Below are 23,908 nucleotides of genomic sequence, written 5' to 3' on the forward strand. Positions count from 1 at the left end.
GCTGCGCTTTTCAGAATGTGTGGAGGATAGGGATTCCCTGTCTCCAGACAGCAAAAAGCCCCGCTTTCGCGAGGCCCTTAGTCGGTAGTCGTTGCAGCGACTGCCTAGGTACTTCTTTGTCTCAAGGGAGACATAAACATGCAACTCAAAAATATCAAAACGTCAAGCCAGGCGCAACAGCCCGTGACCACCGAGGAGGTCGGCTTTCTCCTGACTCCCAGCGGGCTCTGTGCGCTCCAGGTCTGCGAGGGGGTTCCCATCGTAGAGGTGATGCAGCGATACGAGGAGTCGCTCAACGCTCTCTGCGTTTTGCTCAGGCGCATGGCCAGGGACGTCGATCACCCTATGAACGACTCAGAGGCGGAAGCTATCGCGCTGCTCACCGAGGTGGTGGCGGCGATGCACAGTAGCTGCGTGCGGGGCTTGGATGCAGCGGGAGGTGCGGCATGAACGCGCTTCTGAGAGCTCGCCCTATCGACCCGGAGAACAGCTTCTTCAAGGTCAACCCAGGACTTTCCAAGCGGGAAGCATTGGACGAGGCCAGCGTCATTCTGGCCGGGCTCAGCGACATCCTCATCTCCCTCATCGAGGGTAGCCCCATGGATGGCAATGGCTACCACGCGCTGGCGTACCTGAGTGATGCGGCAAAGGCTTTGGTGGATGCCGCCATCCCTCTGCCCGCGGAGGAGGCGGAAATCGCCGCTGCGCTCAATGCAAAGGAGCGCCGCCAATGAACCTCTCGACGCTGCTCAGCAGTCTGTGCTCCCGGGTCCCGGGCGAAGACCTGACCGATAAACAGATTCTTTCCATCAAGTCAGACCTGGGGTCGGCTCGGCAAGCGGCTCAGAACATGGCGCTTGGTGTCGCCGCGGTCGGGAATCTGCTGGCGAACGTTGGCACTGAAGGCGAAGTCGGCCAGGAAACCTCAGAGCGTCTCGGCTGGTTTCTGGAGGAGATCGGGGGGGCCATCTTCATGTTGGTTGAGCTCGAGCAGGTCTGCACGGATCGCATCAACCGGCAGAAGGAGGCTCAGCAATGAGGGCCACTCTGGGTATCAGCTTCCGGGCGACTGCGCCCGTTGATCTTTCGAAGGGAGATCAGAAAGCGAATGTCCTGTGCGTGATGGATGACATCGATGCCGACCTCGCATTGGACAGCGCTGTCGACCTGCTTGACGCGATTCAAGGCGGGCTCCTCGACATCCTCGACGAGCCGAGTGTTAGTCGTCGCGTAGTCCTACTTCTTCATGCGGCCGAGACAGCCACTGCCCTGGTCCGTGCTGCCCTGGAGGGTGGGGAGGTGGCCAATGACTAGGCGCATTGGAGCGAAAGCACTCGGTGACCAGCTCTACAGCTATATCGGCGCCATCCAGGACTTGGCTACCGCAGTCCGCGAAGACTTGGCTTTCGAAGGTTGCGAGCCGGGCCCACGCCTGAACGGCGACCAGGTGGATGCGATCCATCTCTTGATTATCACTATCGCCAGGTTGGCTGGCGAAGACTTGATCCAACTGCTGACCGAGCTGGAGGTGCCGGCATGACTGATCTGGCCCCCTTCGGCGGACAGGCCGCCACCATGACCAGCCGCGAGATCGCGGATCTTGTTGGGTCGCGTCACGACAATGTACGCGTGACCATTGAGCGGCTGGCCGAGCGCGGGGTGATTGCTTTACCTGCAATGCAGGAAAAGCCCACCGCTGGCCGCCCCACTCAGGAGTACGTCTTCACCGGCGACCAGGGCAAGCGCGACAGCATCATCGTCGTCGCCCAGCTCTGCCCGGAGTTCACCGCGCGGCTGGTGGATCGCTGGCAGGAACTGGAACAGCAGGCTTCCCGGCCACTGACCGCCGCCGAGCAACTACTGGCCAGCGTGCAACTCACCGTCGATCTGGAGCGGCGGCAGCGGCTGACCGAGCAGCAGGTGGCAGCGCTGACCGAAACCGTCGGCGACATGGACCGATCGCACCCGCTGCTCGACTCGATCCCCAACGGCATGGAGAGCATCACCGCTATCCGGCAGCGGATAGGGAAGCAGTACGGCCTTCCGCCCAGGGTGATCGACGCGGTGGTGCGCGACATGCCGCACAGCCCGCGCCCCTTCGCCATGGTGCGCAGCAAGCACGAGGAACTGAACGCGCGCCCCTACGCGGTCTGGGCAAAGGCCGAGATCAGCAGGGTGTTCGAGCGCTTCGCGCGCGGCTGCACCTTCGTGACCCAACACCGAGCCACGCACCCGGACTTCGGCGCCGGCCGGGAGCGCTTCCAGATGCGCGGCACCCCTTCGCAGGAGATCGGCGAATGACCACACAACCGAAACCGGGCCGGATCACCACTGGCCCCAACGGCCACCCGGTGATCGCCGGACCCTGGCCGTCCTACCGTCAATTCCGCGACCTGCCCGAGCGTGAGCGTTGGGTGCTCTACGGCCACGCCAAGGCATGCCGCGGTGCGCTTGAAGATCAAGGGTTCCTCATGGCCGAGGGATACCACGACTTCGTGAAGCGCGTTACCGAGGAGTTAGACATATGAGCGTTCAGGCCATGACCTGGGCACTGGAGCAGCAGGTCGTTACCGATGCCGCCATGAGGCATGTGCTGTTGTGCTTGGCGAACTATGCCAACGAGGCGGGAAAGGGGGCGTTCCCTTCTATCGCCACGCTGAGCAGTGATACAGGGCTATCCGAGCGGACTGTCCAGTACAAGCTCCGGTCCCTCGAGGAGGCTGGTGTTATTCGCCGTGGAAACCAGGCAATCGCTGCCGCTTACATCTCGCACCGGGATCGCCTGCCGATGGTGTACGACCTCTCGATGGAACGGGGTGCAACGGTTGCACCGGGTGCAAATGACGACGTAACGGGGTGCAAACCACGACGTAACGGGGTGCAACTGACGACACAACGGGGTGCAACGGTTGCACCCGATCCGTCACTTAACCACCAAAGAACCACCAAAGAACCTAAAGAGCATGTCCAAACCGGCGAAACCGGTTCGGACGACGTGGGTGATCGGAAGGGAAAAACCGAGTCTGGGAAACGGCCGGCCAAGCCCAATCCTCTGGATGGTTTCGAGGAGTTTTACCAGGCCTACCCAAAGCACAAGGATCGAGCGAAGGCGGAGAAGGCTTGGCGGAAGATCGACCCTGCTCTGCACCCTGTGATCATGGCGGCGCTTCCGAAGCACTGCCGACAGCGTGATTGGCTGAAGGACAACGGCCAGTTCGTTCCGCTGCCGGCCAGTTGGCTCAACGGGCGACGATGGGAAGACGAGATAGCCCCTGATGCTGGCCCGGCATCGAGCTTCACCAACCTCCCCAAACACACCCCCGACATGTACCAGGACCGCGACGATGGCAGAGCAAATTTTTAACTTCTGGCGTAAACCCAACCGCAAGAGCGAAGAAAGCCCTTCTCTTCGCTGCCCGGTTCACGGTGACTACCACTCGATCCAGGTGGAGCAGTTTGATGGTAGCTACTTGACCTGGTCTTGCTCTCGGTGTGTTTGGGATGGGGTGAATCGCGAGCCGGGGAGCGAGGAGTTTTCGGTGGCCCTGGCGGAGAAAACCCAACGCAAGATCAACGAGTTGCTGGTTGGTTCTGGCATCCCCGCTCGCTACCGGGCCAGCACTTTCGAGACTTACCGCACCGACGGCAAGGCGGAGAAGGCGGCGGTGCTGGAAGCATGCCGGGAGTATGCCGAGCGATTCGTGGAGAACTTCCAGGACGGCCGCTGCCTCTTGCTCCTGGGCAACCTTGGGACGGGCAAGACCCATCTCGCGTGCTCAATCGTCCAGTACGTCGTACGGAACCTTCAGGCCCAAGCAGTGATCACCTCGGCGTCGGAGATAATCCGTGTGGCTAAGGGGGCGATGAACCGGGCGGCGAAGTACACCGAACGGGACGCTCTCGAAGAGCTGGCGGGCTTTGACCTGTTGGTGATCGACGAGCTCGGCGCGCAGGGCGGTACCGAGTACGAATTGGGGCTGCTCCATGAGGTGATTGACCGCCGGTATCGGGAGATGCGGCCTACGGTGGTGGTTTCGAACATGAGCGCGCAGGAGGTCGCCAAGTACATCGGTGATCGTGCGGTGGATCGTCTCCGCGAGAACGGCGGCAAGGCTGTTGGCTTCACCTGGGGCTCCGCTCGCCGGGAGGTTCTGGAGTGAGCCGAGAGCTGTACAGCGAAGAGGCTGAGTTCGGCGTGCTCGGCGCTATCTTGCAGTCCGCGCTCCAGCAGAATCAGGCGCTGGTTGACGAGGCCTTGTCCAGCGTGACCGCCGCCGATTTCTACTTCGAGGATAACGCCGCGCTGTTCCAGGCGATCAAGGATTGCTACGAGGAAGGGATTCCCGTCGATCCGGTGACCGTGGGAGTGGTCCGTGATGTGCTGCCCAGCGGCGCGAAGCTCATTCCCTATGCCGGGAACATTGCCCGCAATGTGCCTTCGGTGGCGAACTGGAGGACGTACGTCCGGCACGTCCGGGAGCGGTCCATCCTACGCTGCTTGATCGACACGGCCGAGTCGGTGAAGGCTTCCGCCACGGATGACCGGCCGTTGCCTGAGATCATCGCCAGAGCGCAGCAGGCGATGGCGGACCTGCGCGACCTCGATGACGAGGCGCCGAAGTACAAGCGGCTCGACGAGGTGATGCTCAAGGCTGTCGACGTTATCGACGACAAGTTCAACGGCCGCGCGCCTCAGTGGCCCGGCACTGGCCTGGCCGATCTCGACAAGCTGGTTCGCGGCATCCGCCCTCGGAAGCTCACCGTTATCGCCGGCCTTCCCGGCAGTGGCAAGACCACACTTGCCCTGCAGATCGCTCAGTACAACGCCTGCGAGGCAGGGGAGCCCTGGCTGGTGTTCTCCCTGGAAATGCCTGAGGAGGAGTTGGGCGTGCGTTCCATCGCCTCGCTGGGGGGAGTGGACCTGAAGCGCTTGGACGATCCGCAGCAACTGGGTGACGACGACTGGCCGCGCATCACATCTGCGGTGGCCAAGGCCAAGGGGGCGCCCTTGTTCATCTGCGACGATCCCAACGTGACCGCCAGCCAGATCCGCAGCACCGCGCGGCGTGTCAAGCGTGAGCACGGCTTGGCCGGCATCGTCGTCGACTACCTGGGCCTGATTCCACCGGAGGCGAAAGGGCGTACGCGCAGCGAGGAGGTGGGTAAGACCAACAAGGCGCTGTTGCGCCTGGCCAAGGAACTCTGTGTGCCGGTCATTGAACTGGCGCAGCTCAACCGCGACTCGACCAAGCGGCCCGGGAAGCGCCCGCAGTCGAGCGACCTGCGCGACTCGGGGGAGATCGAGGCCGACGCCAGTTGCATCCTGATGGTCCACCGGGACATGGACAGCGAGGCCGGCCAGAACGGAATCACGGAGATCCTAATGACCAAGTGCCGACACGCGCCACCGGGCATGTGTCTGCTCCAGCAGCAGGGAATGTATGGACGATTCGTCAACTTCGCGGGCTTGCGTGAAATGAGCCAAGAGGAGGTTGAAATGGGGCGTACCTACTTCGCCAACAAGCACGGCAAGAAAAAGGGGAAGGCGGCATGAGCAACGTACAACCGATGGCACCCCGCAAGGTCATGACGAGGCTGGAGCGGGAGTTTCTCAAGGTGGCCGGCCAGGAGCTGGCGCAGGTCAAGGTGGGTGGTGCTGCGGCACTGTCCGCCCTCTTGCAGATGGTCGCCAACTGGCACGGCGACCGCGGCACGCTGGGCTTCCACGATTACGGTCGGCTCTGGCTGCAGGACGGCAACGCAAAGGGCGCGGCGGTGGAAACGCTGCTGCGCGATCTGTTTGGCCTGAACGGTCCGGGGGCGGCATGAGCAGAACTCGAACCTACGTGGACAAGCTGCTGGGCGATACCGAGTATCTCCTCGAACAGTGGGGGTGGTGGCGCATGGATGGGATGGGGGTTCCCGGGTATGTGTCGCCGGCCGCCGCTATCATGAGCCAAGCCATGCCAATGTCGAGCCCCAAGGCCTACCACGTCACTGACGATATGGCCTTGGCCGTCGACCGGGTCATTGCTCGACTCATTGACAGGGCGCCGCAGGCTGGTGATTTCGTGTGGCTCTACTACGGCGCGAAGTGGCCGGCCCTGCGCATCGCGCGTGAACACCAGATCGGCGAGGCGAAGGTCAGGGAGACTCTGAAGTTGGCGGTGGGCTGGGTCGATAGCGCCCTGGAGCGGTTCCGCGAGAGCGCTTGAGGAATAGCTTTACACGCGGAATAAGGGGTGTTTTCATCCCAGCGTGAATTGCTGTGAACGCAGCGTGACGCACTCGAAACCCGGCCCCTGGCGCCGGGTTTTTTATTGCGTAGATTGGCTTGGCGCGGCATCATCACGCCCCCGTCTGACTCGATGTTTTCCGTCCTTGGCTTTCAGCGAGATGGACGGGAAGCCCGGTTGCCCCCGCTCCGGGCTTTTTCATTCGAAGGTCAGAAACTCGGTAGACGGCAGTCTCACCTGCCACATCAAAGTGACGGGTTACCGACCCACAAGGCCTTCACCCTTGCGATAATGACCATCTCGAAGCCGAGAGGTGGTCCTATGAGAAGTCCAGATATCAAGGTCGTGAAGCTCGAGGGGGACGCAGTCCCCTGGTCTATACGCGATGCCGGCCATGAGGCCTGTTTCGTGGTTATGCATGGCCTGACGCTGAGGAGCGATTTCTTGTATTCCGAGGAAGAGGCTGAGGCGGTGGCAGACGCGGTGCACCTAGAGATCATCGAAGAGATGAGATCGATGCTGGAGTCTGTCCGAGGACGATAGTCGATCAATGCAGGTGGAGCGCAGGATGCGCACGGGGTAGTGGCCCCTATCCACCCGCACCTATTTCAGAGCCCAGCCCCGTGCTGGGCTTTTTCGTTTCTGCAGGTGGCGCATTGCGCTGCGGGGCGCGCGGCCCCCTTGAAAGGCCGTACCTGCACCCATCCCTGGCCCAGCCCTCGCGCTGGGCTTTTTCATTTCCGCCCCGGCGAGGGGAACCGAGACGATGAAGATGCCTGACAAACCCGACACTTGGGCGGCTGTGCTCGCCTGGCTGAGCCAGCATGCGCCGATCATCTACGCCTCCCTGCTGTCGTGGGCCATGGCCATGGCCAGGATCATCTACGGCGGCGGCACGCGCCGGCAGGCGCTCTTGGAGGGCGCGCTGTGCGGGGGGCTGGCGCTGACGATCATCAGCGGCTTCGAGTTCTTTGGCGTGCCGCAGAGCATGGCCACCTTCATTGGTGGCTGGATCGGCTTCTTGGGCGTCGAGAAGATCCGTGACCTGGCCGACCGTTACGCTGGGATCAAGCTGCCGCGTCGAGGGTCTGGCGAATGAAGATCACTGCCGATCAACTCGACCGCGCTACCGGCTGCGGTGCCGCTACTGCCTCGACTTGGGTCGAGCACATCAACGGCGCCATGGCTCGGTTCGAGATCAACACGGCTGAGCGCGTGGCGATGTTCCTGGCCCAAGTTGGGCACGAAAGCCAGAGCCTCAAGCGTCTGATCGAGAACCTGAACTACTCCGCCGAGGGGCTGCTCAAGACCTGGCCGAAGCGGTTCACGCCGGTAGAGGCTCGCCAGTATGCCCGCCAGCCCGAGCGCATCGCGAACCGCGTGTACGCAAACCGGATGGGCAACGGGTCGCCGGATACGGGCGATGGGTATCGATACCGGGGGCGCGGCCTGATCATGATTACGGGCCACGACAACTACGCCGAAGCTGCCCGCGCCCTGGCGCTGCCGCTGGTGGCGCAGCCTGAACTGCTGGAGCAACGGACCTGGGCAGCAATTGCCGCGGGTTGGTTCTGGCAGTCGCGGGGTTTAAATGACCTGGCTGACCAAGGCCGATTCGAGCGGATCACTCTGAAGATCAACAGCGGCTGCAACGGTGCTGAGGATCGAGTGGCGCGTCTCGAATGGGCGCGTGCTGCGCTCAAGGGGGAATGATGCTCGGGTTCACGACGAAAGCCGAAGCTCGACAGATCGGCGTCTCGCACCATGGGAGCTATTACGGCATTCCGATGTGGCTGGGGGATGTCGATAGCGATTGCCCGCTGGCGTTCGCCAAGTGGGCGCCGCTTGAACTTGTCGTCTCCCTGTTCTCGGTCATGGAGGGCATCGTCAACTCGATGCTCGATCAAGAGCCGACGTTCATGTTCAAGGTTGGTCGGAGGATCGACCAGTGACCTGGCGGCCATGGTTGGTGGTCGCCCTGGTAGCTGCGCTGGTGTTCTGGCGCCTCGATCACGTGACCGCCCAGCGTAATGACCTGCAGGCCGCCGTCGAGCAATCCGCCGAGACGATCACCGCAATGGCCCAGCAGGCCAAGCGCGATAGCCAGGCCCAGGCTCAGGCCGACGCCCTGGCCCGCACATACCAAGCAGCACTACAGGCTTCCCATGAAGAAAACCAATTGCGCCGCGATGCTATCGGCACTGGTGCTCGCGTCGTGTACGTCAAAGCCCGCTGCCCCGCAGGCGGAGTGCACCAGGCTCCCGGAGCCACCGGCAGCGCTGATGCAGGAAGAGCCGTCCTTGCTGCCGCTGATGGACAAGTTGTTTCTGATCTCCGAGCCGGAGTCGAGCGACGCGAACTGATAATCGCGGCGTTGCGTAAGCATATCGCCGGCCTGCCGAGGTATTGCCGAAGATGATCAGCATCAAGCCGGAAGGGTTCCAGCAGCAGCTCGCCGACCTGACTGAGCTTGAGCAGCGGCAGATTCCTTACGCGACAGCCACTGCGCTTACGCGGACCGCGCAAGGCCTGATGGATCGATTGCGGGCCGAGATGCGTGTCGTGTTCGACCGCCCGACCCCGTACACCCTGAACAGCCTGCGCATGGTGCCAGCCAGGAAAGACCGGCTCGAAGCGCGGGTTTGGTTCAAGGACGAAGCGGACGGGGCGCAGCCTGCATCGGTGTGGATTGCCCCCGAGGTCTACGGTGGGCCGCGTCGGAACAAGCCGGCCGAGCTTCAGCTCAGGGCCAAGGGGATCCTGCCCGAAGGGAAGTACGTGGTGCCAGGCGCCGGTGCTGATCTTGATCGCTACGGGAACATCAAGCGCGGACAGGTCACCAGAGCATTGAGCGGCATCCGCGGATTCACTCAGGCTGGGTACAACGCAAACGCGACCGATAGCAGACGGAGCAGGGCGAAGGGTAATGCTCGCCGCTACTTCGTCATGACCCGCAAGGGCCAGCCCATTGGCATTGCTGAGCGCACAGGCCGAGGCCGGGATGCCGTCTCGATCATCATGGCCTTCGTGTCACGCCCTTCGTATCGCCGCCGGCTGAGCTTCTTCGAGATCGCGCAGCAGTATGCCGACGAGAACCTGCCGCGTGAGTTCGAGGTGGCGATGCGCGGCGTGGCTGCTCGGTTCGCCGCGAGGCGCTGACGGGTGCACCAAAGTGGTGCGTCGCGGGTCCTCCCGGGGGTGCCCCCGTCAGAGGGTAATTCGAGCCCCGCGCGCCAAATATGTATGACCATTTTTCGGAGGTTGGTTGTTGTTTAGTCATGAGCAAAAACGAAACAACCAAACAGCGCGGATGGTTGAACAAGTCCGAGATGGCCGCGAGCCTCGGGATTTCTCCGCAAGCCTTTGATAAATGGGGCGTTCAACCAATCGAGCGAATAGGTCGAGAGGCCTTCTACACGGTGGCGGATGTGGTCGAAAACCGCATCCAGCACGCCGCTCGGAAACAACAACCTGAGGGGGAGCTACCGGAAGGTCTCGATCCCTACGCTGAAGCCAAGCTGACACAGGAGCGACTCCGGCTCACCAAGGCCCAGGCCTACGCCCAAGAGCAGAAGAACCAGATCCAGGACAAGCTCCTGGTCCCGGTCCCGTTCGCCACTTTCGCCTTGGCGAAGATCGCCGCCAAGATTGGCTCGGCGCTGGAGACCGTCTGCAAAACGGTCAGTCGCCGCCACCCGGATGCTGATCCCTTGGTGATGGAGTCCTTCGAGCGGGAGATCGCCTTGGCGCGAAACCTTTCCGCTGAGTTCAGCGACGACATCCCGGGAATCCTTGATGAGTACCTTGCAACCCTGGATCAGTGATCTGCGCACTGCGGTCAAGCTGGGTTTGCAGGGAATGTTCAAAGAGCCGCCGATGACGGCGGTGGAGTGGGCCGACAAGCATTTCTACATGTCGGCCGAGTCCTCTTACAACGAGGGCCGCTGGAAGACTGCACCCTTCCAGATCGCGATCCTGAACGCGATGGGCAACGACCTGATTCGAGTGGTCAACTTCGTGAAGTCGGCCCGGATCGGTTATACGAAGCTGTTGCTGGCCAACATCGGCTACAAGATCCAGCACAAGCGCCGCAACGTGATGATGTGGAGTCCGACCGACCCGGACGCCGAGGACATCAGCAAGAGCCACGTCAATGGCCTGATCCGCGACGTGCCGGTCATGCTGGAACTGGCGCCCTGGTTCGGTCGGAAGCACAGCGACAACACCTTGGACAACAAGGTGTTCGCGAACCGCCGCAACCTCTGGATCCGCGGTGGCAAGGCCTCCCGGAACTACCGGGAGAAGTCGCCCGACGAGGTGATCTACGACGAACTGTCGAAGTTCGACGCCGACGTCGAGGGCGAAGGTTCGCCGACATTCCTAGGTGACAAGCGCCTGGACGGTGCGGTCTACCCGAAGTCTATCCGGGGGTCTACGCCTGGGGTCGCTGGCAGTTGCCAGATCACTAAGGCGGCGGAAGAGTCTCCGCACCGGCTGCGCCTGCATATTGCTTGCCCTCACTGTCAGCGGGAGCAGCACCTGAAGTTTGGCGGAAAGGATTGTGAGTTCGGCCTGAAGTGGGAAAAGAACGAGCTGGGTGAGGCCGAGCGCGCCTGGTACGTCTGCGAGCACTGTGCAGCCTGTTTTGAACACCGCGACATGGTGGTGGCCCAGGCTAAAGGCCGCTGGATCTGCGACGAGACCGGCATCTGGACGCGCGACAGCATCGACTGGTTCGGCCCAGACAACGAGCCGATCCGCACGCCGCGCTCGGTCAGCTTCTACTGCTGGGCGATCTACAGCACCTGGACGACCTGGGTGTCGTTGGTTGACGAGTGGCTCAAGGTCAAGGGCGACCGCGAGAAGCTGATTACCTTCATCAACACCACGCGCGGCGAGGTGTGGGAAGAGGAGCAGGGCGACCGCGTGGAGTGGCAGACGCTCTATGCCCGCCGCGAGAACTACCCGAAGGTGCCGCCGCAAGCGCTTGTCCTGATGGGTGGAATCGACACCCAGGATGACCGCTACGAGGGCCGCGTTTGGGCTTTCGGTCTTGGCGAGGAGGCATGGCTTGTTCACCGTTTCATTCTGACCGGCGATCCGGCCAGTGAGGAATTACGGCGTAAGGTCGGCTTGGAGATCCACCGGCAGTTCACTCGGGCTGACGGCGTTCCAATGCGTGTCGAGCGTTGGTGCTGGGATGCCGGCGGCCACTATGCCGATGAGGTAGAGGCCGAGAGCGTCAAGCATGGCGTGCACTGGGTGGTTCCGACCTTCGGAGCCAGTACATACGGCAAGCCAATCGCCAACTTCCCGAAGCGACGCAAGCGCAAGGTCTACAAGACCGAACTGGGCACCGACAACGCGAAGGAGCTGATCTACAGCCGTCTGCGTATTGATGTACCCATTCCGTGGCAACCGACCCCTGGCTGTGTGCACTTCCCGATCGACAGCGACATCTGTGACGAGGACGAACTGAAGCAGATCACTGCCGAGAAGAAGAAGCCGGTGATGGCGAAGGGTGTCCGCGTCCTGCGCTGGGATTCCGGCGGGCGCCGAAACGAGGCGCTGGATTGCTTCGTGTACGCCCTTGCCGCGCTGCGCATCAGCCAGCAGCGCTTCGGCCTCGATCTCGACCAACTTGAGCGAGCGCGCGTTGATCCCGTGCCGGAGCAGGTCGCCCAACAGCAACCCTCGAACGAAAACCATGCCAGCACCTCTCAGGGCTGGCTCAACACTGGAAGCGGACCATGGCTCTGACAGCGCAGCAGATGCTCGACAAATACCTGGAGGCCGAGGCCGCCGTGCTGGAAGGGCGGACGGTGATCTTCAACGGACGCACCCACACCATGGAGGATATCGAGAAGATCCGCGCCGGACGCCGGGAGTGGGAGCGCCGCGCGGCGGCAGATCGGGACCGCGCCGCCGGTCGCCGTCCAGGCCCGGCGCTGGCGGAGTTCTGCTGATGAACCTGATCGATCGTCTACTGAAACCCTGGGCCCCCGACCTGGTGGCTCGGCGCCTGGCCGCCCGCGAGGCAATCCAGGCGTATGAGGCTGCCAGGCCAGGGCGAACCCACAAGGCCAAGCGTCAACCGCTGGGCGCCGACACCTCGCTACAGAAGTCTGCGGTCTCCATGCGAGAGCAGTGCCGGAAACTGGACGAAGATCACGATCTGGTTACCGGCTTGCTCGATCGCCTAGAGGAGAGGGTGGTGGGCGGTAGTGGCATCGGCGTGGAACCGCTGCCGCTGCGCCTGGATGGCTCGGTGCATGCCGAGTTGGCCATGGAAATCCGCAGTGCGTGGGCCGAGTGGTCACTCTCGCCGGAGACCTCTGGTGAGCTGACGCGGCCCCAGGTAGAGCGGCTGATGTGCCGCACTTGGTTGCGCGATGGCGAGGGCTTGGCGCAGAAGTTGATGGGCCGAGTCCCGAACTACACGTTCGCCACGTCGGTGCCTTTTGCCCTGGAGCTGCTGGAGCCCGACTACTTGCCCTTCAGCTACAACAACCTGTCGAAAGGCATTGTCCAGGGTATCGAGCGTGACACCTGGCGCCGGAAAAGGGCCTATCACCTGCTCAAGGATCACCCCGGCAACCTGCAGACGCTGGGCGGCAGCCTGGCGGTGAAGCGCGTCGAAGCGGAACGGATCATCCACATCGCCTACCGCAAGCGGATCGGCCAGAACCGAGGCGTGCCGATGTTGCACGCAGTGCTGATCCGCCTTGCCGACTTGAAGGACTACGAGGAGAGCGAGCGGGTGGCGGCGCGCATCAGTGCTGCCCTGGCGATGTATATCAAGAAGGGCAACCCCGACAGCTACACGGTGGAGCCCGGGAAGGACCGGAAGAACCGAACGATCCCCATCGCCCCCGGCATGGTCTTCGACGACCTCGAGCCAGGTGAAGACGTCGGGATGATCGAGAGCAACCGGCCGAACCCCTTCCTTGAAGGTTTCCGCAACGGCCAACTGCGGATGATCGGCGCTGGCACTCGCAGCACCTACTCCTCGGTGTCCAGGGCCTACGACGGCACCTACTCGGCACAGCGCCAGGAACTGGTCGAGGGCTGGCTGGGCTACGACCTGTTGCAGCACGAGTTCATCGACTACTGGTGCCGGCCTGTCTATCGGTCCTGGCTGCAGATGTACCTGTTGGCTCGGAAGGAGCGCCTGCCCGCCGACGTTGATCACCGCACTCTCTACGCGGCGGTCTACCAGGGGCCGGTCATGCCATGGATTAACCCGATGCATGAGGCCAACGCATGGGAGTTGCTGGTCAAGGCCGGCTTCGCCGATGAGGCGGAAGTTGCCCGCGCTCGTGGTCGAGATCCGCGCGAGCTGAAGAAGTCGCGTGAGACGGAGATCAAGGCGAACCGGGCAGCCGGCCTGGTCTTCAGTTCGGATGCCTACCACCAACTGGTCAAGTCCGGGATGGACCCGGTTGAGGCGGTGCAGAAGGTGTACCTGGGCGTCGGGAAGATGCTTACCGCCGACGAGGCTCGCGGGCTCGTCAACAGATACGGCGCCGGCCTACCCGTGCCTGGGCCGGATTTCCCCAACGAGAGCAACAATGGAGGCGCCGATGGGCAGCCATCAAACCCTGATCCATAAAATCCTGATGCTGCCGATGGCGGCGGCGTTGACTGAGGCCAACGCCCCGCATGAGTCCTGGTACAGCATTAAGGCTGCCGGTCGCGGCGTCGCCGAGGTGCTGTTGTACGACGAGATCGGCGTCTGGGGCATCACCGCGCTGCAGTTCGCTCGAGACCTCAAGGCAATGGGCGACCTGAACAAGATCAACCTGCACATCCACTCCCCGGGCGGCGATGTCTTCGAGGGGACGGCGATCTATAACCTGCTGCGCAACCACCCGGCCAGCGTCGACGTGTACATCGATGGCTTGGCGGCCTCGATGGCCTCGCTCATCGCCATGGCCGGCGACACCATCTACATGCCCGAGAACGCCATGATGATGGTGCATAAGCCCTGGGGCATCCAGGGCGGCGATGCGGACGACATGCGCCGCTATGCCGAACTGCTCGACAAGGTCGAGGACACCCTGGTCATGGCCTACGCCAACAAGACCGGGAAGTCCTCCGACGACATCAAGGCGCTCCTCAAGGAGGAGACCTGGATGAATGGCCGAGAGGCCGTCGCTGCCGGTTTCGCCGACCAGCTCACTGAGCCGCTGCAAGCGGCCGCTCACCTTTCCTCCAAACGCATGCAGGAGTTCGCCCACATGCCCGAAGCTCTGAAAACTCTACTGGCCCCGCGCGCCCAGACCCCCGCCGCGCCGACCAACACTCCCGCGCCGACTCCGGCACCGGCCGCGCCGGCGGCTCCCGTGGCCGCCGCCCCAACCGAGGCCGATATTCGCGCCCGGATCCTCGCCGAGGAATCTGGTCGCCGCAGCGCAATCACTGCTGCCTTCGGCGCGTTTGCCAGCGGCCACGCCGAACTGCTCGCCACCTGCCTGAACGACATGACCATCACCGTCGACCAGGCACGCGAGAAGCTGCTGGCTGCCATTGGCGCCGATACCAAGCCGGCCGCCACCCCTGGCGCTGGCGCCCACATCCATGCCGGCAACGGCAACCTGGTGGGCGACTCGGTGCGCGCGAGCGTGCTGGCCCGCATCGGTCGCGGCGAGCGCCAGGCCGATAACGCCTACAACGGCATGACGCTCCGCGAACTGGCCCGTGCCTCGCTGGTCGATCGCGGGATCGGCGTGGCCTCGCTCAACGCCCCGCAAATGGTCGGCTTGGCCTTCACCCACACTTCCAGCGACTTCGGCCTGATCCTTCTGGACGTCGCCAACAAGTCGGTGCTGGCGGGCTGGGAAGAGGCCGAAGAAACCTTCCCGCTGTGGACCAAGCCCGGCATTCTCACTGACTTCAAGCCGGCGCGCCGCGTCGGGCTGGGCGAGTTTTCCTCGCTGCGTCAGGTGCGTGAGGGCGCCGAGTACAAGTACGTCACCCTTGGCGAGCGCGGCGAGCAGATCATCCTGGCTACCTACGGAGAGCTGTTCAGCATCACCCGTCAGGCGATCATCAACGACGACCTGCAGATGCTCTCGGATATCCCGTTCAAGCTGGGCCAGGCGGCCAAGGCCACCATCGGCGACCTGGTCTATGCGGTTCTGACCGGTAACCCGGCGATGAGCGATGGCAAGGCCCTGTTCCATGCCGACCACAGCAACCTGCTCACTGGCGCGGCTTCGGCGCTTTCCATCGACAGCCTGAGCAAGGCCAAGACCCAGATGGCCACCCAGAAAGCCCAGGTAGAGAAGGGCAAGGGGCGCACCCTGAACATCCGTCCGGGCTTCGTTCTGACTCCGGTGGCACTCGAGGACAAGGCCAACCAGATCATCAACTCCGAGTCCGTGCCGGGCGCCGACGTCAATAGCGGCATCGTTAACCCGATTCGCGCATTCGCGCAGGTGATCGGCGAGCCGCGCCTGGACGATGCCTCGGCGACCGCCTGGTACATGGCTGCCAAGAAAGGCTCTGACACCATCGAAGTGGCCTACCTGGACGGCGTCGATACCCCGTACCTGGAGCAACAGGAAGGCTTCACTGTCGACGGCGTGGCCAGCAAGGTGCGCATCGACGCTGGCGTGGCGCCGCTGGACTTCCGCGGGCTGCAGAAATCCAACGGTGCCTGATCGGCGCCAACTCCCGAGCCCCGCACCTAGCGGGGCTTTCTGTTTCTGCCATTAGGAGAATCAACCATGGCGAAGAACTATGTGGAGGACGGCAACGTCCTGACTCTCATTGCGCCCGCTGGCGGCGTTCAGTCCGGCGTACCTGCGGTGATCGGAGACCTGGTGGTGGTGCCGCTGGTAGATGCCGCCGCGGGCGAGCCGTTCGCCGGAAAAACTGGCGGCGTCTGGAGCCTGCCTGCTGCCGCTGGCCTGACCCAGGGTGCCAAGTGCAGCGTGCTCGATGGGGAGCTGGTAGCTGCTGCCACTGCCGACTCGGTGGCGTTCGGCAAGATCACCGAGCCCACCGTTGACGGCTTCGCGTCGGCGATGCTGATCCAACAATGAGCGCGCCGGGCCGTTTTGGCCGGCTGATCCAACGGCTCCACGAGCGTGGGCAAGAGCGGTTATCTGATGCCGTGGGCGAGTTCCGCGGCATCGGTCGCCCCCCGATCAAGGGGATACCTCTGCAGGTCGATCGAAACCTCAGTTACGACGGGCCTGATGGGGTTTTCATCACGGACAAGGTTGGGATCAGTTGGCTGGCGAAGGATGTTCCCACGGCATCGCGTGGCGACCTCTTCGTTATCGGGTCGTCGCGCTATCTCGTCGAAAAGCTCATTGCGAACGACGGTTGGTTGCTGACGGCAGCAACGATCGAGGAGGAAGCATGAAGCCGAACGTGCTCACGATCGGCCGCTTGGCCTTGCTGGCGCGCTTGCAAACCATCACGCCAAACCAGGGATACCGGACGGACGCGGGCACTCGCGTGCTCTCTGGGTGGTTTAACGAGCTGGTCAAGGAGCGGCATGAGGGCTTTCCGCTGATCGTCGTTCAGCCGGGCAAGGAGCAGCCGCCGGAGCATCTCGACGCTGGCGTTCGCTTTCATCGCGGCTTCGACGTGGTAGGCGCGGTGCGCGGCGGGTATGACCACTATGCGGAGGCTCTGGAGGACCTGCAGCTAGATCTTCTGGCGTGCCTGATGCCTGCCCCCAAGGGGCATTTCCTGCGTTGGCTGCCCCGAGAGCGCGGCATTACCGGGCTGACGTTGGGGGCGCCTGAGCCGTACCCGCCGGGTGATGGAGTGGCCGCTGCTGTGATTCGAATCCCTGTCTATCTGAAAACCATCATCGAGGCGTAACCCATGAAGAGCGATCCCCAGGTGCCGGCCGCGGTCGACGCCGCGCCGCCGGCTGCGCTGAACAAGGCCGTCGAGGTCACCCTGGCCAAGGTGCATTGGCACCAGGGCAAGGAGAAGGCGGCCGGCGACAAGATCAACGTCAGCCCTGACCAGGTTGAATTCCTGCGCCGCGAAGGCGTGATCAAGAAGGAGGCCTGATATGGCTATCGAGAAAGAGACGTATGTGATCGGCGGACCCTTCAAGATCCGCGAGTCCGGCGCTACCACCCCCTTCCAGTTCGCTGGCCTGGTGTCCACTATCCAGCAGACCATCGAGACCAACGAGATCACTTTGCCGGATACCACCACCCCGCAGGGCGGTGAGTACGATGCCGTTTCGCGCATCACTTCGGTCGGTTTGTCGATCAACTTCCGCGAGCTCAAGACCAGCATCCTGGCTGCCTTGGTGTGGGGGGACGCCACCAATGTTCCTTCTGCCACCCACACCGACGAAGCGCACACCGCCGTTCCAGGAGGCACGATCGCGCTCGACTTCATGCCGCTGGAGATCACCAGCGTGAAGAGTGATGACGGCACCACGACCTACGAAGAGTTCGACGACTGGAACATGACCGGCGCCGGTATCGAAATCGTTGAAGGGGGTGCGATCTCTGCGGCCACGCCGATCAAGGTGACTTACAAGTCCGCCACCGTTGATGTGATCGAAGCGCTGACCAACAGCGGCAAGACGTTCGAATGCCTCTTCGAGGGTGAGAACGCAGCCGGTACCCAGCGCCGTATCCAGGCGCGCTATTTCCGGTGCCGCCTGAACCCGTCGAGCCAACAGGACTGGCTCAATACCGAAGACTTCCTCGCTGCCGAGGCCACTGCTAAGGTGCTGATGGACCCGACTAAGGTCGGCGCTGGAAAGTCGAAGTATTTCAACATCAAGAAGGAACTGGCGACGGTGTGACGCCATTCATGCCCGGCAGGGACGCCGGGCGAGCAATCCCTGACTCCGATCTGACATTTGGGCTATCAAAACCCAACTAGGCCCTGGGTTTTGGTGTTGGCGCGGCGGTGCTAGAGTGTGAAGCAGTTCCTATGGAGAGTCGCTATGAAACGGATTTTCCCCGTTCTCGCTTTGCTTCTTGCGGTCAGTTCTGTCCATGCGGCGACGGTCTTCAAGTGTGTCGGCCCTGACGGAAAAGTCACTTTTACCCAGCAGAATTGCCCAGAAAACCAATCCCTGGACGATGTGGTCTCCGCCACCAACCAGCGTCCAAGCGGGTCAGGTGCTTCGGCTGTCATGGCTAAGCCCAAGCAGCCATCAGGCCGTACCTATAGAGGTAGCCATCAGGGCGGCAGCGGAGTGACCGTCGTCGGTGGTTCGTCGCCAAGCCCTACGTGTTCCACAGGGTTGTCTGAGCGTGACCTTCGCAAGGCCAAGGTCCAGGGCAAGGTCGTCCCTGGAATGTCCAGGGAGGATGTGGAAAGCATCTACGGGAAGGTGAACCGCAACGGCAGTACCGCCGGCGCGGGTGCTGTCACCTACTGGAATGACAAGTATGTTGACCAGACTACGGTTTCTTTTGACCGAGATGGATGTGTGCGAGGCTCCTATCAGTCGGGCCATAAGAACTGACCCCAAAATTCTAACCAGCCCCGCTTCGGCGGGGTTTGTGCTTTCTGGAGGATTGAAATGTCCGAGATGACCGCAAGCAAGGTTGTGAAAGTTGGCGAGGTGGAAGTGATCGTCCGCGAACTGAGTGTTTCGGATGTTCGGAAGCTAATGCAGGAGGTCAGTGATCAAGACCTCGTCAGCAATGTCCTCTTCGAAGATATCAGGCTGTCCGATCTTTGCCTGATGACATCGGTTACGGAGAGCCAAATTAACGATCTCCGGCCGAGCCAACTCGCCAAGTTGCTGGATGCATGCAAAGAGGTGAACCCGCATTTTTTCGGAATGCTGGGCCGTCTCACGAAACTCCGCGACAAGCCTTGAGGAGTTTGGAGCGCGCCATTTGCGTTCTGGTGAGGCTTGGGCATCACCAAGTCCTTGAATATCCCTGGTCGCTGTTCTTGACCGCGCTGAAGGCTGAATGAAATGGCTGACGTAAAGATCCGGCTGACTGCTGACCTCGATGATGCGCTGCGCGAGGTGTCAGGTTTCCGCAAGGAATATGCCGAACTGGTCAGGCAAGTCGCGCAACCTCTCAAGCGTTTAAACGATTTCACTGCTCTCGAAAGCACCCTTGAGGACACGCAACGCCAGGCGCGCTCGGCGCGCGAGCAGATCCGCACGCTCGGCAACGAACTGGCATCGACGATCAGGCCGAGCCGCGAATTGCAGCAGGCTTACCGGGACTCCATTTCGGACTTGCGAAGCCTGGAGCGGGCAGAGACGGTCCAGATAGCTCGGCTTTCCGCGATGCGCCGGGAGTTGAAGCAGGCCGGGCTGGATACGAGGAGCCTGACATCCGAACGGCAGCGGCTCCAGCGGGAGCTGGATCGAAACCTCCAGGCTGGCCGGAATGATGCGGCCACCACCAGCCTCCGGCAACAGACCGCAGCGATCAAGCAGAGCGCGATCGAGCAGCGCCGCTACAACTTGGAGCAAGCGCGTAGCACCCTGGGAGTAGCCAGGGTGCGCGAACTGCAGGCTGCCATCGGGCAGTTGAACCAGCAATATCGCTTGCTTCGGTCCAGCGGAACGCTATCCACAAGGGAGCTTGCCGTTGCGCAGCGGGCGCTCAAGAAGCAGATCGCGGAGACCAAGAGCGAACTCAACTCGCTTGGTGCCGGCTCGCGGCTGTCGAGCATCGGCTCTCTCCGCGGGAGCGGCCCGGCACTGGCGGTTGCAGGTCTCGCCGCCGCGGTAGGCGCTGCAACGGCGAAGCTTGCGAACGGGGCCGACACTGTTGGCCGGCTTGATTCCAGGCTTCGCCTGGCAACCCGCTCGCAGGAAGAGTTCAACACCGCGCAGATCGAACTCGACCGTATCGCTGATGATGTCCAGGGCGATGTCGGCGACCTCATCGGCCTTTATTCGCGGTTGCAGCGCCCGCTTCGGGATGCGGGCATGGATCAGCGAGCCGCCCTCGAAACCGTAGAGGCGGTGTCGCTCGGCCTGAAAATCGGTGGGGCATCTGCCGAGGAGTCGGCCTCGGTCATTACCCAGTTCTCCCAGGCCATCGCCAGTGGTGTTCTGCGGGGCGAAGAGTTCAATACCGTTCTGGAGTCCTCGGATCGCATTGCTGGCGCCCTGGCGGACTCCTTCGGGGTGACTGTCGGCCGGCTTCGCGAGATGGCTGCCGCCGGTGAGCTCACCTCGGAGCAGATCGTTATCGCGCTGCGGAAGGAACTGCCGAAGCTCCGCGAGGAGATGGCGTCATTTGCCCCGGAGATTGGTGCGGGGCTGAACCGGATCTTTTCCGAAACCCAGAAATACTGGGGACGTCGCGCGAAGGAAACAGGCGTCGTCGACTGGGTTGCGAACCAGTTGAACGATGTTGCCAAGAACATCAACACGGCGAATACGCTGGTGAAAAAGGGGGAGGGCAGCCTCACAGCCACCCTCGCCGCCGAGAAGGCGCGCCAAGAGCAGATCGTGAAGCGACAGAACGATGCTCTGAAGCGGGCTCGGGATCAGAATGTCGCCGACCTCCAATCTGAGGTTGTGCGGACCAAGGCCCTCCTTGAGCAGTCCACCAAGAACCTCAACGACGCGCTTTCGCGCCAGGCAGATGTCCGCAAGGAGTTTGCCGATCTGGTGAAGGGCATCCAGGCGACGCCCACCTCCGGAACGCAGACCTTCGGTGATGCCACTGCGGCCCAGGCCTCGGCTCGCAACGCCCTGACCGCTGGCAACAACCAAAAGGCGATCGAGGAGGCGCGCCGCGCGCTTCAGATCCTTCAGCAACTGAAGGACGCTGGCGCGAACAGCTACGGCTTCGAAGGCGTGGCCAAGGAGGTGGAGCGCATCGCCAACAAGGCCGCAGAGGTCGAGGCTGGTAATGCCAAGGCTGCGGATGACGTCAACCGCCTGAACCTGGCCGACCTCGAGGAGCGCATCGCGGCTGTGCAAAACGTCGAGGTATCGTTCGGAATGGACTTCGAAAGCGCGGAGACCTTGAAGCAGCAGGTCGCCGACATCGCCGCCGGACTGGCTGAGCAGCTCGTGATACCTATCACGCTGGTTCCGCCTCCGGAGATGGGCTTGCCGGGCGTGCCCAGCATCACCCCCAAGATACCCGGGTTTGCCACTGGTACGCAGAGCGCTCCCCCTGGCATGGCTTGGGTTGGGGAGCGTGGGCCGGAGTTGATGATGATGCGCGGAGGAGAGCGCATCTTCAACGCGGTGCAGTCGCTGCAGATGTCGCAGAGGTATCAACGAACTCTCCCCGAGATACCCGAGATTCCGACCGCGGCGCTTCAGCAGGCGAGTCCGCCGGCCGCCATGCAAAACCTGGGTTCGCTGACCCTCAACCTGGGCGGAGACGATGCCGGTTTCACCGTTTTCGGGACACACGACACGCTCCGAGATATACGCAAGGCCGCCTCGAAGTTCGGGCGGACACGCCCAAAATGACCGAGCCCGCCTAGCGCGGGCTTTTTTATGGAGTTGGGAATGATCATTCCGAACGTGATGCTGGGGGGCGTACCGATCGTGATACACGGCGGCGCCCCTCAGTGTCAGTACCAAGCTGTAGATGGCGGCGTCGAGCGATTGAGGCTCAGCGGAGGTGCGGCAGTACAGATGACGCACTGGCGCAAGACAGCGATCACCATCAGCGGTTCAGGATGGATCGGCACGGGGATGCTTGGACTCGACTTCGACAACCCGTTGGAGCTGCGATGCAATGCGTCGCTTGGCATTTCCGGCCGCACTGCCGTCGACCGAGTATTCACAATCCCTGGAGAGGTTCGCCCCGATGCCAGTCCGTGGGGGCTGGCGCTGGTCGGTCGTGAGTGGGTCAGAACGGACGTGTCGTCCGTCGGCCAGGTGGTAACTGTGTCGGAGATCCCAGGCGCGCAACTCTACCGCGTCGAGTGGTGGCCGCTGTTCCACGTCTTCGCATCCATCCCTCCTGAAGCGCTTGATTCTTCGAACAACAGCCGGACCTGGCAAATTGTCGCTGAGGAAATCTGATGCTTAACGGTGGACCGCTCAATAGCGCTGAGCTGAACTCGGCCGCTCACTCCGCTGTGCCTGGTCCTGAGCCGATCATCCCTGGCTACGCTTTCACATGGCGCCCAATCGTGCGCGTTGGCGATGACGACGTTACGCCGCTCCTGACCGGGGAGATCGAGGTCGATCGTGAAGAGGGGGCGGCTGGCGTCGCGTCCTTTTCGATCTATCTCGGCGACGGACCTGTTGTCCCTACGGACTGGATCGGTCGAACCGTAACCATCGACTACGCAACGGAGACCGCGGGTGAACTGAGTCAGGGGCGACGGTTTACGGGGAGAGTTACACAGCCAGCCTGGAATCCTGTTCGGCGCGTCTTGGACGTCAGTTGCACGGACCAGTTGCAGCAGCGTGTAGAGGCCATGGAGATTGCGGCCGTCGACGCCCTGGTCGGCGGCGCCTGGTCCGCAGATGTGTTCGAGCCGGTCGATGGACGCTCGCGGTGGGACTACGCCCAGGAGCGTTTGACCAGCGTCACCGGGAGCTTGGACTGCTCGCCATATGGTGCTCTCCGCGTCACATCATGGCTTGCTGTGGCGCCTGCCTTCGAGTTCGGCCCAGGCTCTACGGTGTACGGAACGCTTGCAGTCGAGCTGGCCGACCTGAGTTCGCAGACGAACAGGGTCGAGATCGAGTGCGACTACCGATTCAGCCGGCTCTGGCAGTTGAACGCCTCGTATGGTTGGCAGCACCCGGGAACTGGCAATGCCGTTGGTGAGGCGGGGTTCTGCAACTGGCGTCATGACGACACCGAACTGCCAGATGTCGAGATGATTACAACTGCCACGGAAAGCAAAGGACAAACTCTGTTCTATGCAACGTGGTACCCGCTGCCACCGACAGGCGTGTACTGCAACCCGCCGGCGGCATGGGTCAACAACTTCACCGAATTGCTGCTCGGCGGAAATTGGATTGCTGGCCGGCGCTGGGTGCAGTCCGTCACAGAGAGCTACCGGTTGGTCATGGAAGTTCAGCCGAGCGTGGCGGCGACCGGCCCGATTGTCGGTCGGCAGCGCGCCTCGTTCGAGATCGAGTCGGACAGGGCCGAGCGCTGGGAAAGCGACCCCATCACGGGCGGCAACACAGGCCATAGCGATGAAAAGGACGACAGCCGGCGATTGGCTGCGCTGAACTGCCTGCTCGCTCAGGGAGCAACGACGCTCATCTCCGCACACCGCGGGACGACTGTGACGTGGGACGTGCCCACCAGCATGGTTCTACCGATCGACCTGGTGCATACGATCCGACTAGATGATCAGGGCGCGCGCGCGGTGGGCAAGTGTCGACGCATTGTCGACCGGCTCGATCTTGCATCCGGAAGCGCCCTGACCACGATCTCTATCGCGGTGATGCGAGGCGGCGGTGGCGCAGCAGACCCCCTTGTTCCGCCGGCTGGCTCGGCGGATCCCGTCAGTCCGCCGTCGGGTGGCGGCCAACTCTCGACGCAGCTCGGAGGACGAAACGGCGGTCCCGCGTATGACGATGAGGCGGATGGTTTCTCAGGTAACTGGAGCAATCGCGATCCCGGCGCTGAACTGTTCCCGAGGCGCTTTATTGTGACATCGCCAGAGATACCGGCGAACTACCGAGACGAGCATGCGCCGGAGATCGCAGCCACTTACCGGGTAGCTGTACCTGATGACGTACTGGAGATGTAGCG

The 23,908-nt window shown here is 62.5% G+C and carries 32 protein-coding genes; all 32 read left to right on the plus strand.

The features are described from left to right. Positions 1-138 precede the first annotated feature (138 nt). The 32 genes from ACM0M4_RS06560 to ACM0M4_RS06715 all read left to right on the plus strand — a co-directional run bounded on the left by ACM0M4_RS06560 (position 139) and on the right by ACM0M4_RS06715 (position 23,906). Positions 139-450, plus strand: coding sequence for a hypothetical protein (locus ACM0M4_RS06560; RefSeq protein ID WP_023094539.1), 312 nt, complete (start codon positions 139-141; stop codon positions 448-450). Continuing rightward, positions 447-734, plus strand: coding sequence for a DUF3077 domain-containing protein (locus ACM0M4_RS06565; RefSeq protein ID WP_003129649.1), 288 nt, complete (start codon positions 447-449; stop codon positions 732-734). Before ACM0M4_RS06560 ends, ACM0M4_RS06565 begins: the two co-directional genes overlap by 4 nt. After that, positions 731-1,039, plus strand: a complete 309-nt coding sequence (locus ACM0M4_RS06570; protein WP_033940608.1) for a hypothetical protein — start codon at positions 731-733, stop codon at positions 1,037-1,039. Before ACM0M4_RS06565 ends, ACM0M4_RS06570 begins: the two co-directional genes overlap by 4 nt. Then, positions 1,036-1,314 (plus strand): hypothetical protein, encoded by a 279-nt coding sequence (locus ACM0M4_RS06575; protein WP_023085531.1) that lies wholly within the window; start codon positions 1,036-1,038, stop codon positions 1,312-1,314. The genes ACM0M4_RS06570 and ACM0M4_RS06575 overlap by 4 nt, the downstream gene beginning before the upstream one ends. Next, on the plus strand, positions 1,307-1,540 hold the full coding sequence (locus ACM0M4_RS06580) for a hypothetical protein (protein WP_034083454.1): 234 nt from the start codon (positions 1,307-1,309) through the stop codon (positions 1,538-1,540). Before ACM0M4_RS06575 ends, ACM0M4_RS06580 begins: the two co-directional genes overlap by 8 nt. Beyond that, the gene (locus ACM0M4_RS06585; protein WP_003085716.1) at positions 1,537-2,301 is read left to right on the plus strand and encodes a Rha family transcriptional regulator; all 765 of its coding nucleotides are present in this window, start codon (positions 1,537-1,539) and stop codon (positions 2,299-2,301) included. Before ACM0M4_RS06580 ends, ACM0M4_RS06585 begins: the two co-directional genes overlap by 4 nt. Next, on the plus strand, positions 2,298-2,528 hold the full coding sequence (locus ACM0M4_RS06590; protein WP_029528997.1) for a hypothetical protein: 231 nt from the start codon (positions 2,298-2,300) through the stop codon (positions 2,526-2,528). The genes ACM0M4_RS06585 and ACM0M4_RS06590 overlap by 4 nt, the downstream gene beginning before the upstream one ends. Then, complete coding sequence (locus ACM0M4_RS06595; RefSeq protein WP_023086959.1) at positions 2,525-3,364, plus strand: helix-turn-helix domain-containing protein; 840 nt, start codon at positions 2,525-2,527, stop codon at positions 3,362-3,364. The genes ACM0M4_RS06590 and ACM0M4_RS06595 overlap by 4 nt, the downstream gene beginning before the upstream one ends. Then, positions 3,345-4,160 carry an ATP-binding protein gene (locus tag ACM0M4_RS06600; RefSeq protein WP_023086960.1) on the plus strand — a complete coding sequence of 272 codons (816 nt, stop codon included), beginning with the start codon at positions 3,345-3,347 and terminating at the stop codon, positions 4,158-4,160. Before ACM0M4_RS06595 ends, ACM0M4_RS06600 begins: the two co-directional genes overlap by 20 nt. Beyond that, positions 4,157-5,554, plus strand: coding sequence for a replicative DNA helicase (locus tag ACM0M4_RS06605; protein ID WP_023086961.1), 1,398 nt, complete (start codon positions 4,157-4,159; stop codon positions 5,552-5,554). The genes ACM0M4_RS06600 and ACM0M4_RS06605 overlap by 4 nt, the downstream gene beginning before the upstream one ends. After that, entirely contained in the window at positions 5,551-5,829 is a 279-nt protein-coding gene (locus tag ACM0M4_RS06610) for a hypothetical protein (RefSeq protein WP_023086962.1), read from the plus strand. Before ACM0M4_RS06605 ends, ACM0M4_RS06610 begins: the two co-directional genes overlap by 4 nt. After that, positions 5,826-6,215, plus strand: coding sequence for an antiterminator Q family protein (locus ACM0M4_RS06615; protein WP_004353175.1), 390 nt, complete (start codon positions 5,826-5,828; stop codon positions 6,213-6,215). Before ACM0M4_RS06610 ends, ACM0M4_RS06615 begins: the two co-directional genes overlap by 4 nt. Before the next feature lie 787 nt (positions 6,216-7,002). Next, complete coding sequence (locus tag ACM0M4_RS06620; RefSeq protein ID WP_003123976.1) at positions 7,003-7,335, plus strand: phage holin, lambda family; 333 nt, start codon at positions 7,003-7,005, stop codon at positions 7,333-7,335. Next, on the plus strand, positions 7,332-7,949 hold the full coding sequence (locus ACM0M4_RS06625; protein WP_033940606.1) for a glycoside hydrolase family 19 protein: 618 nt from the start codon (positions 7,332-7,334) through the stop codon (positions 7,947-7,949). Before ACM0M4_RS06620 ends, ACM0M4_RS06625 begins: the two co-directional genes overlap by 4 nt. Continuing rightward, entirely contained in the window at positions 7,946-8,188 is a 243-nt protein-coding gene (locus ACM0M4_RS06630) for a hypothetical protein (protein WP_031690617.1), read from the plus strand. The genes ACM0M4_RS06625 and ACM0M4_RS06630 overlap by 4 nt, the downstream gene beginning before the upstream one ends. Further along, complete coding sequence (locus tag ACM0M4_RS06635; RefSeq protein ID WP_071534556.1) at positions 8,185-8,655, plus strand: lysis system i-spanin subunit Rz; 471 nt, start codon at positions 8,185-8,187, stop codon at positions 8,653-8,655. The genes ACM0M4_RS06630 and ACM0M4_RS06635 overlap by 4 nt, the downstream gene beginning before the upstream one ends. Next, a complete protein-coding gene (locus ACM0M4_RS06640; RefSeq protein ID WP_033996808.1) occupies positions 8,652-9,395 on the plus strand; it encodes a hypothetical protein in 744 nt (247 codons plus the stop codon). Before ACM0M4_RS06635 ends, ACM0M4_RS06640 begins: the two co-directional genes overlap by 4 nt. A gap of 119 nt (positions 9,396-9,514) precedes the next feature. Further along, entirely contained in the window at positions 9,515-10,060 is a 546-nt protein-coding gene (locus tag ACM0M4_RS06645; protein ID WP_003159067.1) for a terminase small subunit, read from the plus strand. Next, a complete protein-coding gene (locus tag ACM0M4_RS06650) occupies positions 10,032-11,996 on the plus strand; it encodes a phage terminase large subunit family protein (protein ID WP_012613704.1) in 1,965 nt (654 codons plus the stop codon). The genes ACM0M4_RS06645 and ACM0M4_RS06650 overlap by 29 nt, the downstream gene beginning before the upstream one ends. Beyond that, positions 11,987-12,202 (plus strand): hypothetical protein, encoded by a 216-nt coding sequence (locus ACM0M4_RS06655; protein ID WP_003159069.1) that lies wholly within the window; start codon positions 11,987-11,989, stop codon positions 12,200-12,202. The genes ACM0M4_RS06650 and ACM0M4_RS06655 overlap by 10 nt, the downstream gene beginning before the upstream one ends. Then, on the plus strand, positions 12,202-13,848 hold the full coding sequence (locus ACM0M4_RS06660; RefSeq protein ID WP_021205303.1) for a phage portal protein: 1,647 nt from the start codon (positions 12,202-12,204) through the stop codon (positions 13,846-13,848). Before ACM0M4_RS06655 ends, ACM0M4_RS06660 begins: the two co-directional genes overlap by 1 nt. Continuing rightward, entirely contained in the window at positions 13,820-15,901 is a 2,082-nt protein-coding gene (locus tag ACM0M4_RS06665) for a ClpP-like prohead protease/major capsid protein fusion protein (protein WP_260330247.1), read from the plus strand. Before ACM0M4_RS06660 ends, ACM0M4_RS06665 begins: the two co-directional genes overlap by 29 nt. A gap of 66 nt (positions 15,902-15,967) precedes the next feature. Continuing rightward, positions 15,968-16,285: a DUF2190 family protein gene (locus tag ACM0M4_RS06670; protein ID WP_003129701.1), complete on the plus strand. Its 318-nt coding sequence runs from the start codon at positions 15,968-15,970 to the stop codon at positions 16,283-16,285. After that, a complete protein-coding gene (locus ACM0M4_RS06675) occupies positions 16,282-16,611 on the plus strand; it encodes a hypothetical protein (RefSeq protein ID WP_003159073.1) in 330 nt (109 codons plus the stop codon). Before ACM0M4_RS06670 ends, ACM0M4_RS06675 begins: the two co-directional genes overlap by 4 nt. After that, entirely contained in the window at positions 16,608-17,078 is a 471-nt protein-coding gene (locus tag ACM0M4_RS06680) for a hypothetical protein (protein ID WP_003159074.1), read from the plus strand. Before ACM0M4_RS06675 ends, ACM0M4_RS06680 begins: the two co-directional genes overlap by 4 nt. A gap of 3 nt (positions 17,079-17,081) precedes the next feature. Next, entirely contained in the window at positions 17,082-17,276 is a 195-nt protein-coding gene (locus ACM0M4_RS06685) for a DUF7210 family protein (protein ID WP_003129703.1), read from the plus strand. Position 17,277: 1 nt separating this feature from the next. Further along, the gene (locus ACM0M4_RS06690; protein WP_003129705.1) at positions 17,278-18,030 is read left to right on the plus strand and encodes a hypothetical protein; all 753 of its coding nucleotides are present in this window, start codon (positions 17,278-17,280) and stop codon (positions 18,028-18,030) included. Between the two features lie 144 nt (positions 18,031-18,174). Next, on the plus strand, positions 18,175-18,702 hold the full coding sequence (locus ACM0M4_RS06695; RefSeq protein ID WP_071534551.1) for a DUF4124 domain-containing protein: 528 nt from the start codon (positions 18,175-18,177) through the stop codon (positions 18,700-18,702). Positions 18,703-18,759: 57 nt separating this feature from the next. After that, the gene (locus tag ACM0M4_RS06700) at positions 18,760-19,062 is read left to right on the plus strand and encodes a hypothetical protein (RefSeq protein ID WP_003129708.1); all 303 of its coding nucleotides are present in this window, start codon (positions 18,760-18,762) and stop codon (positions 19,060-19,062) included. 102 nt (positions 19,063-19,164) lie between these two features. After that, positions 19,165-21,648, plus strand: coding sequence for a tape measure protein (locus ACM0M4_RS06705; protein WP_003159075.1), 2,484 nt, complete (start codon positions 19,165-19,167; stop codon positions 21,646-21,648). A gap of 39 nt (positions 21,649-21,687) precedes the next feature. After that, positions 21,688-22,209, plus strand: coding sequence for a hypothetical protein (locus tag ACM0M4_RS06710; protein ID WP_003159076.1), 522 nt, complete (start codon positions 21,688-21,690; stop codon positions 22,207-22,209). Further along, the gene (locus ACM0M4_RS06715) at positions 22,209-23,906 is read left to right on the plus strand and encodes a hypothetical protein (RefSeq protein WP_023124659.1); all 1,698 of its coding nucleotides are present in this window, start codon (positions 22,209-22,211) and stop codon (positions 23,904-23,906) included. The genes ACM0M4_RS06710 and ACM0M4_RS06715 overlap by 1 nt, the downstream gene beginning before the upstream one ends. Positions 23,907-23,908 lie beyond the last annotated feature (2 nt).

Origin of the sequence: Pseudomonas sp. 18-147 (genome assembly GCF_051048045.1) — a bacterium.
GTDB classification, from domain to species: domain Bacteria; phylum Pseudomonadota; class Gammaproteobacteria; order Pseudomonadales; family Pseudomonadaceae; genus Pseudomonas; species Pseudomonas aeruginosa.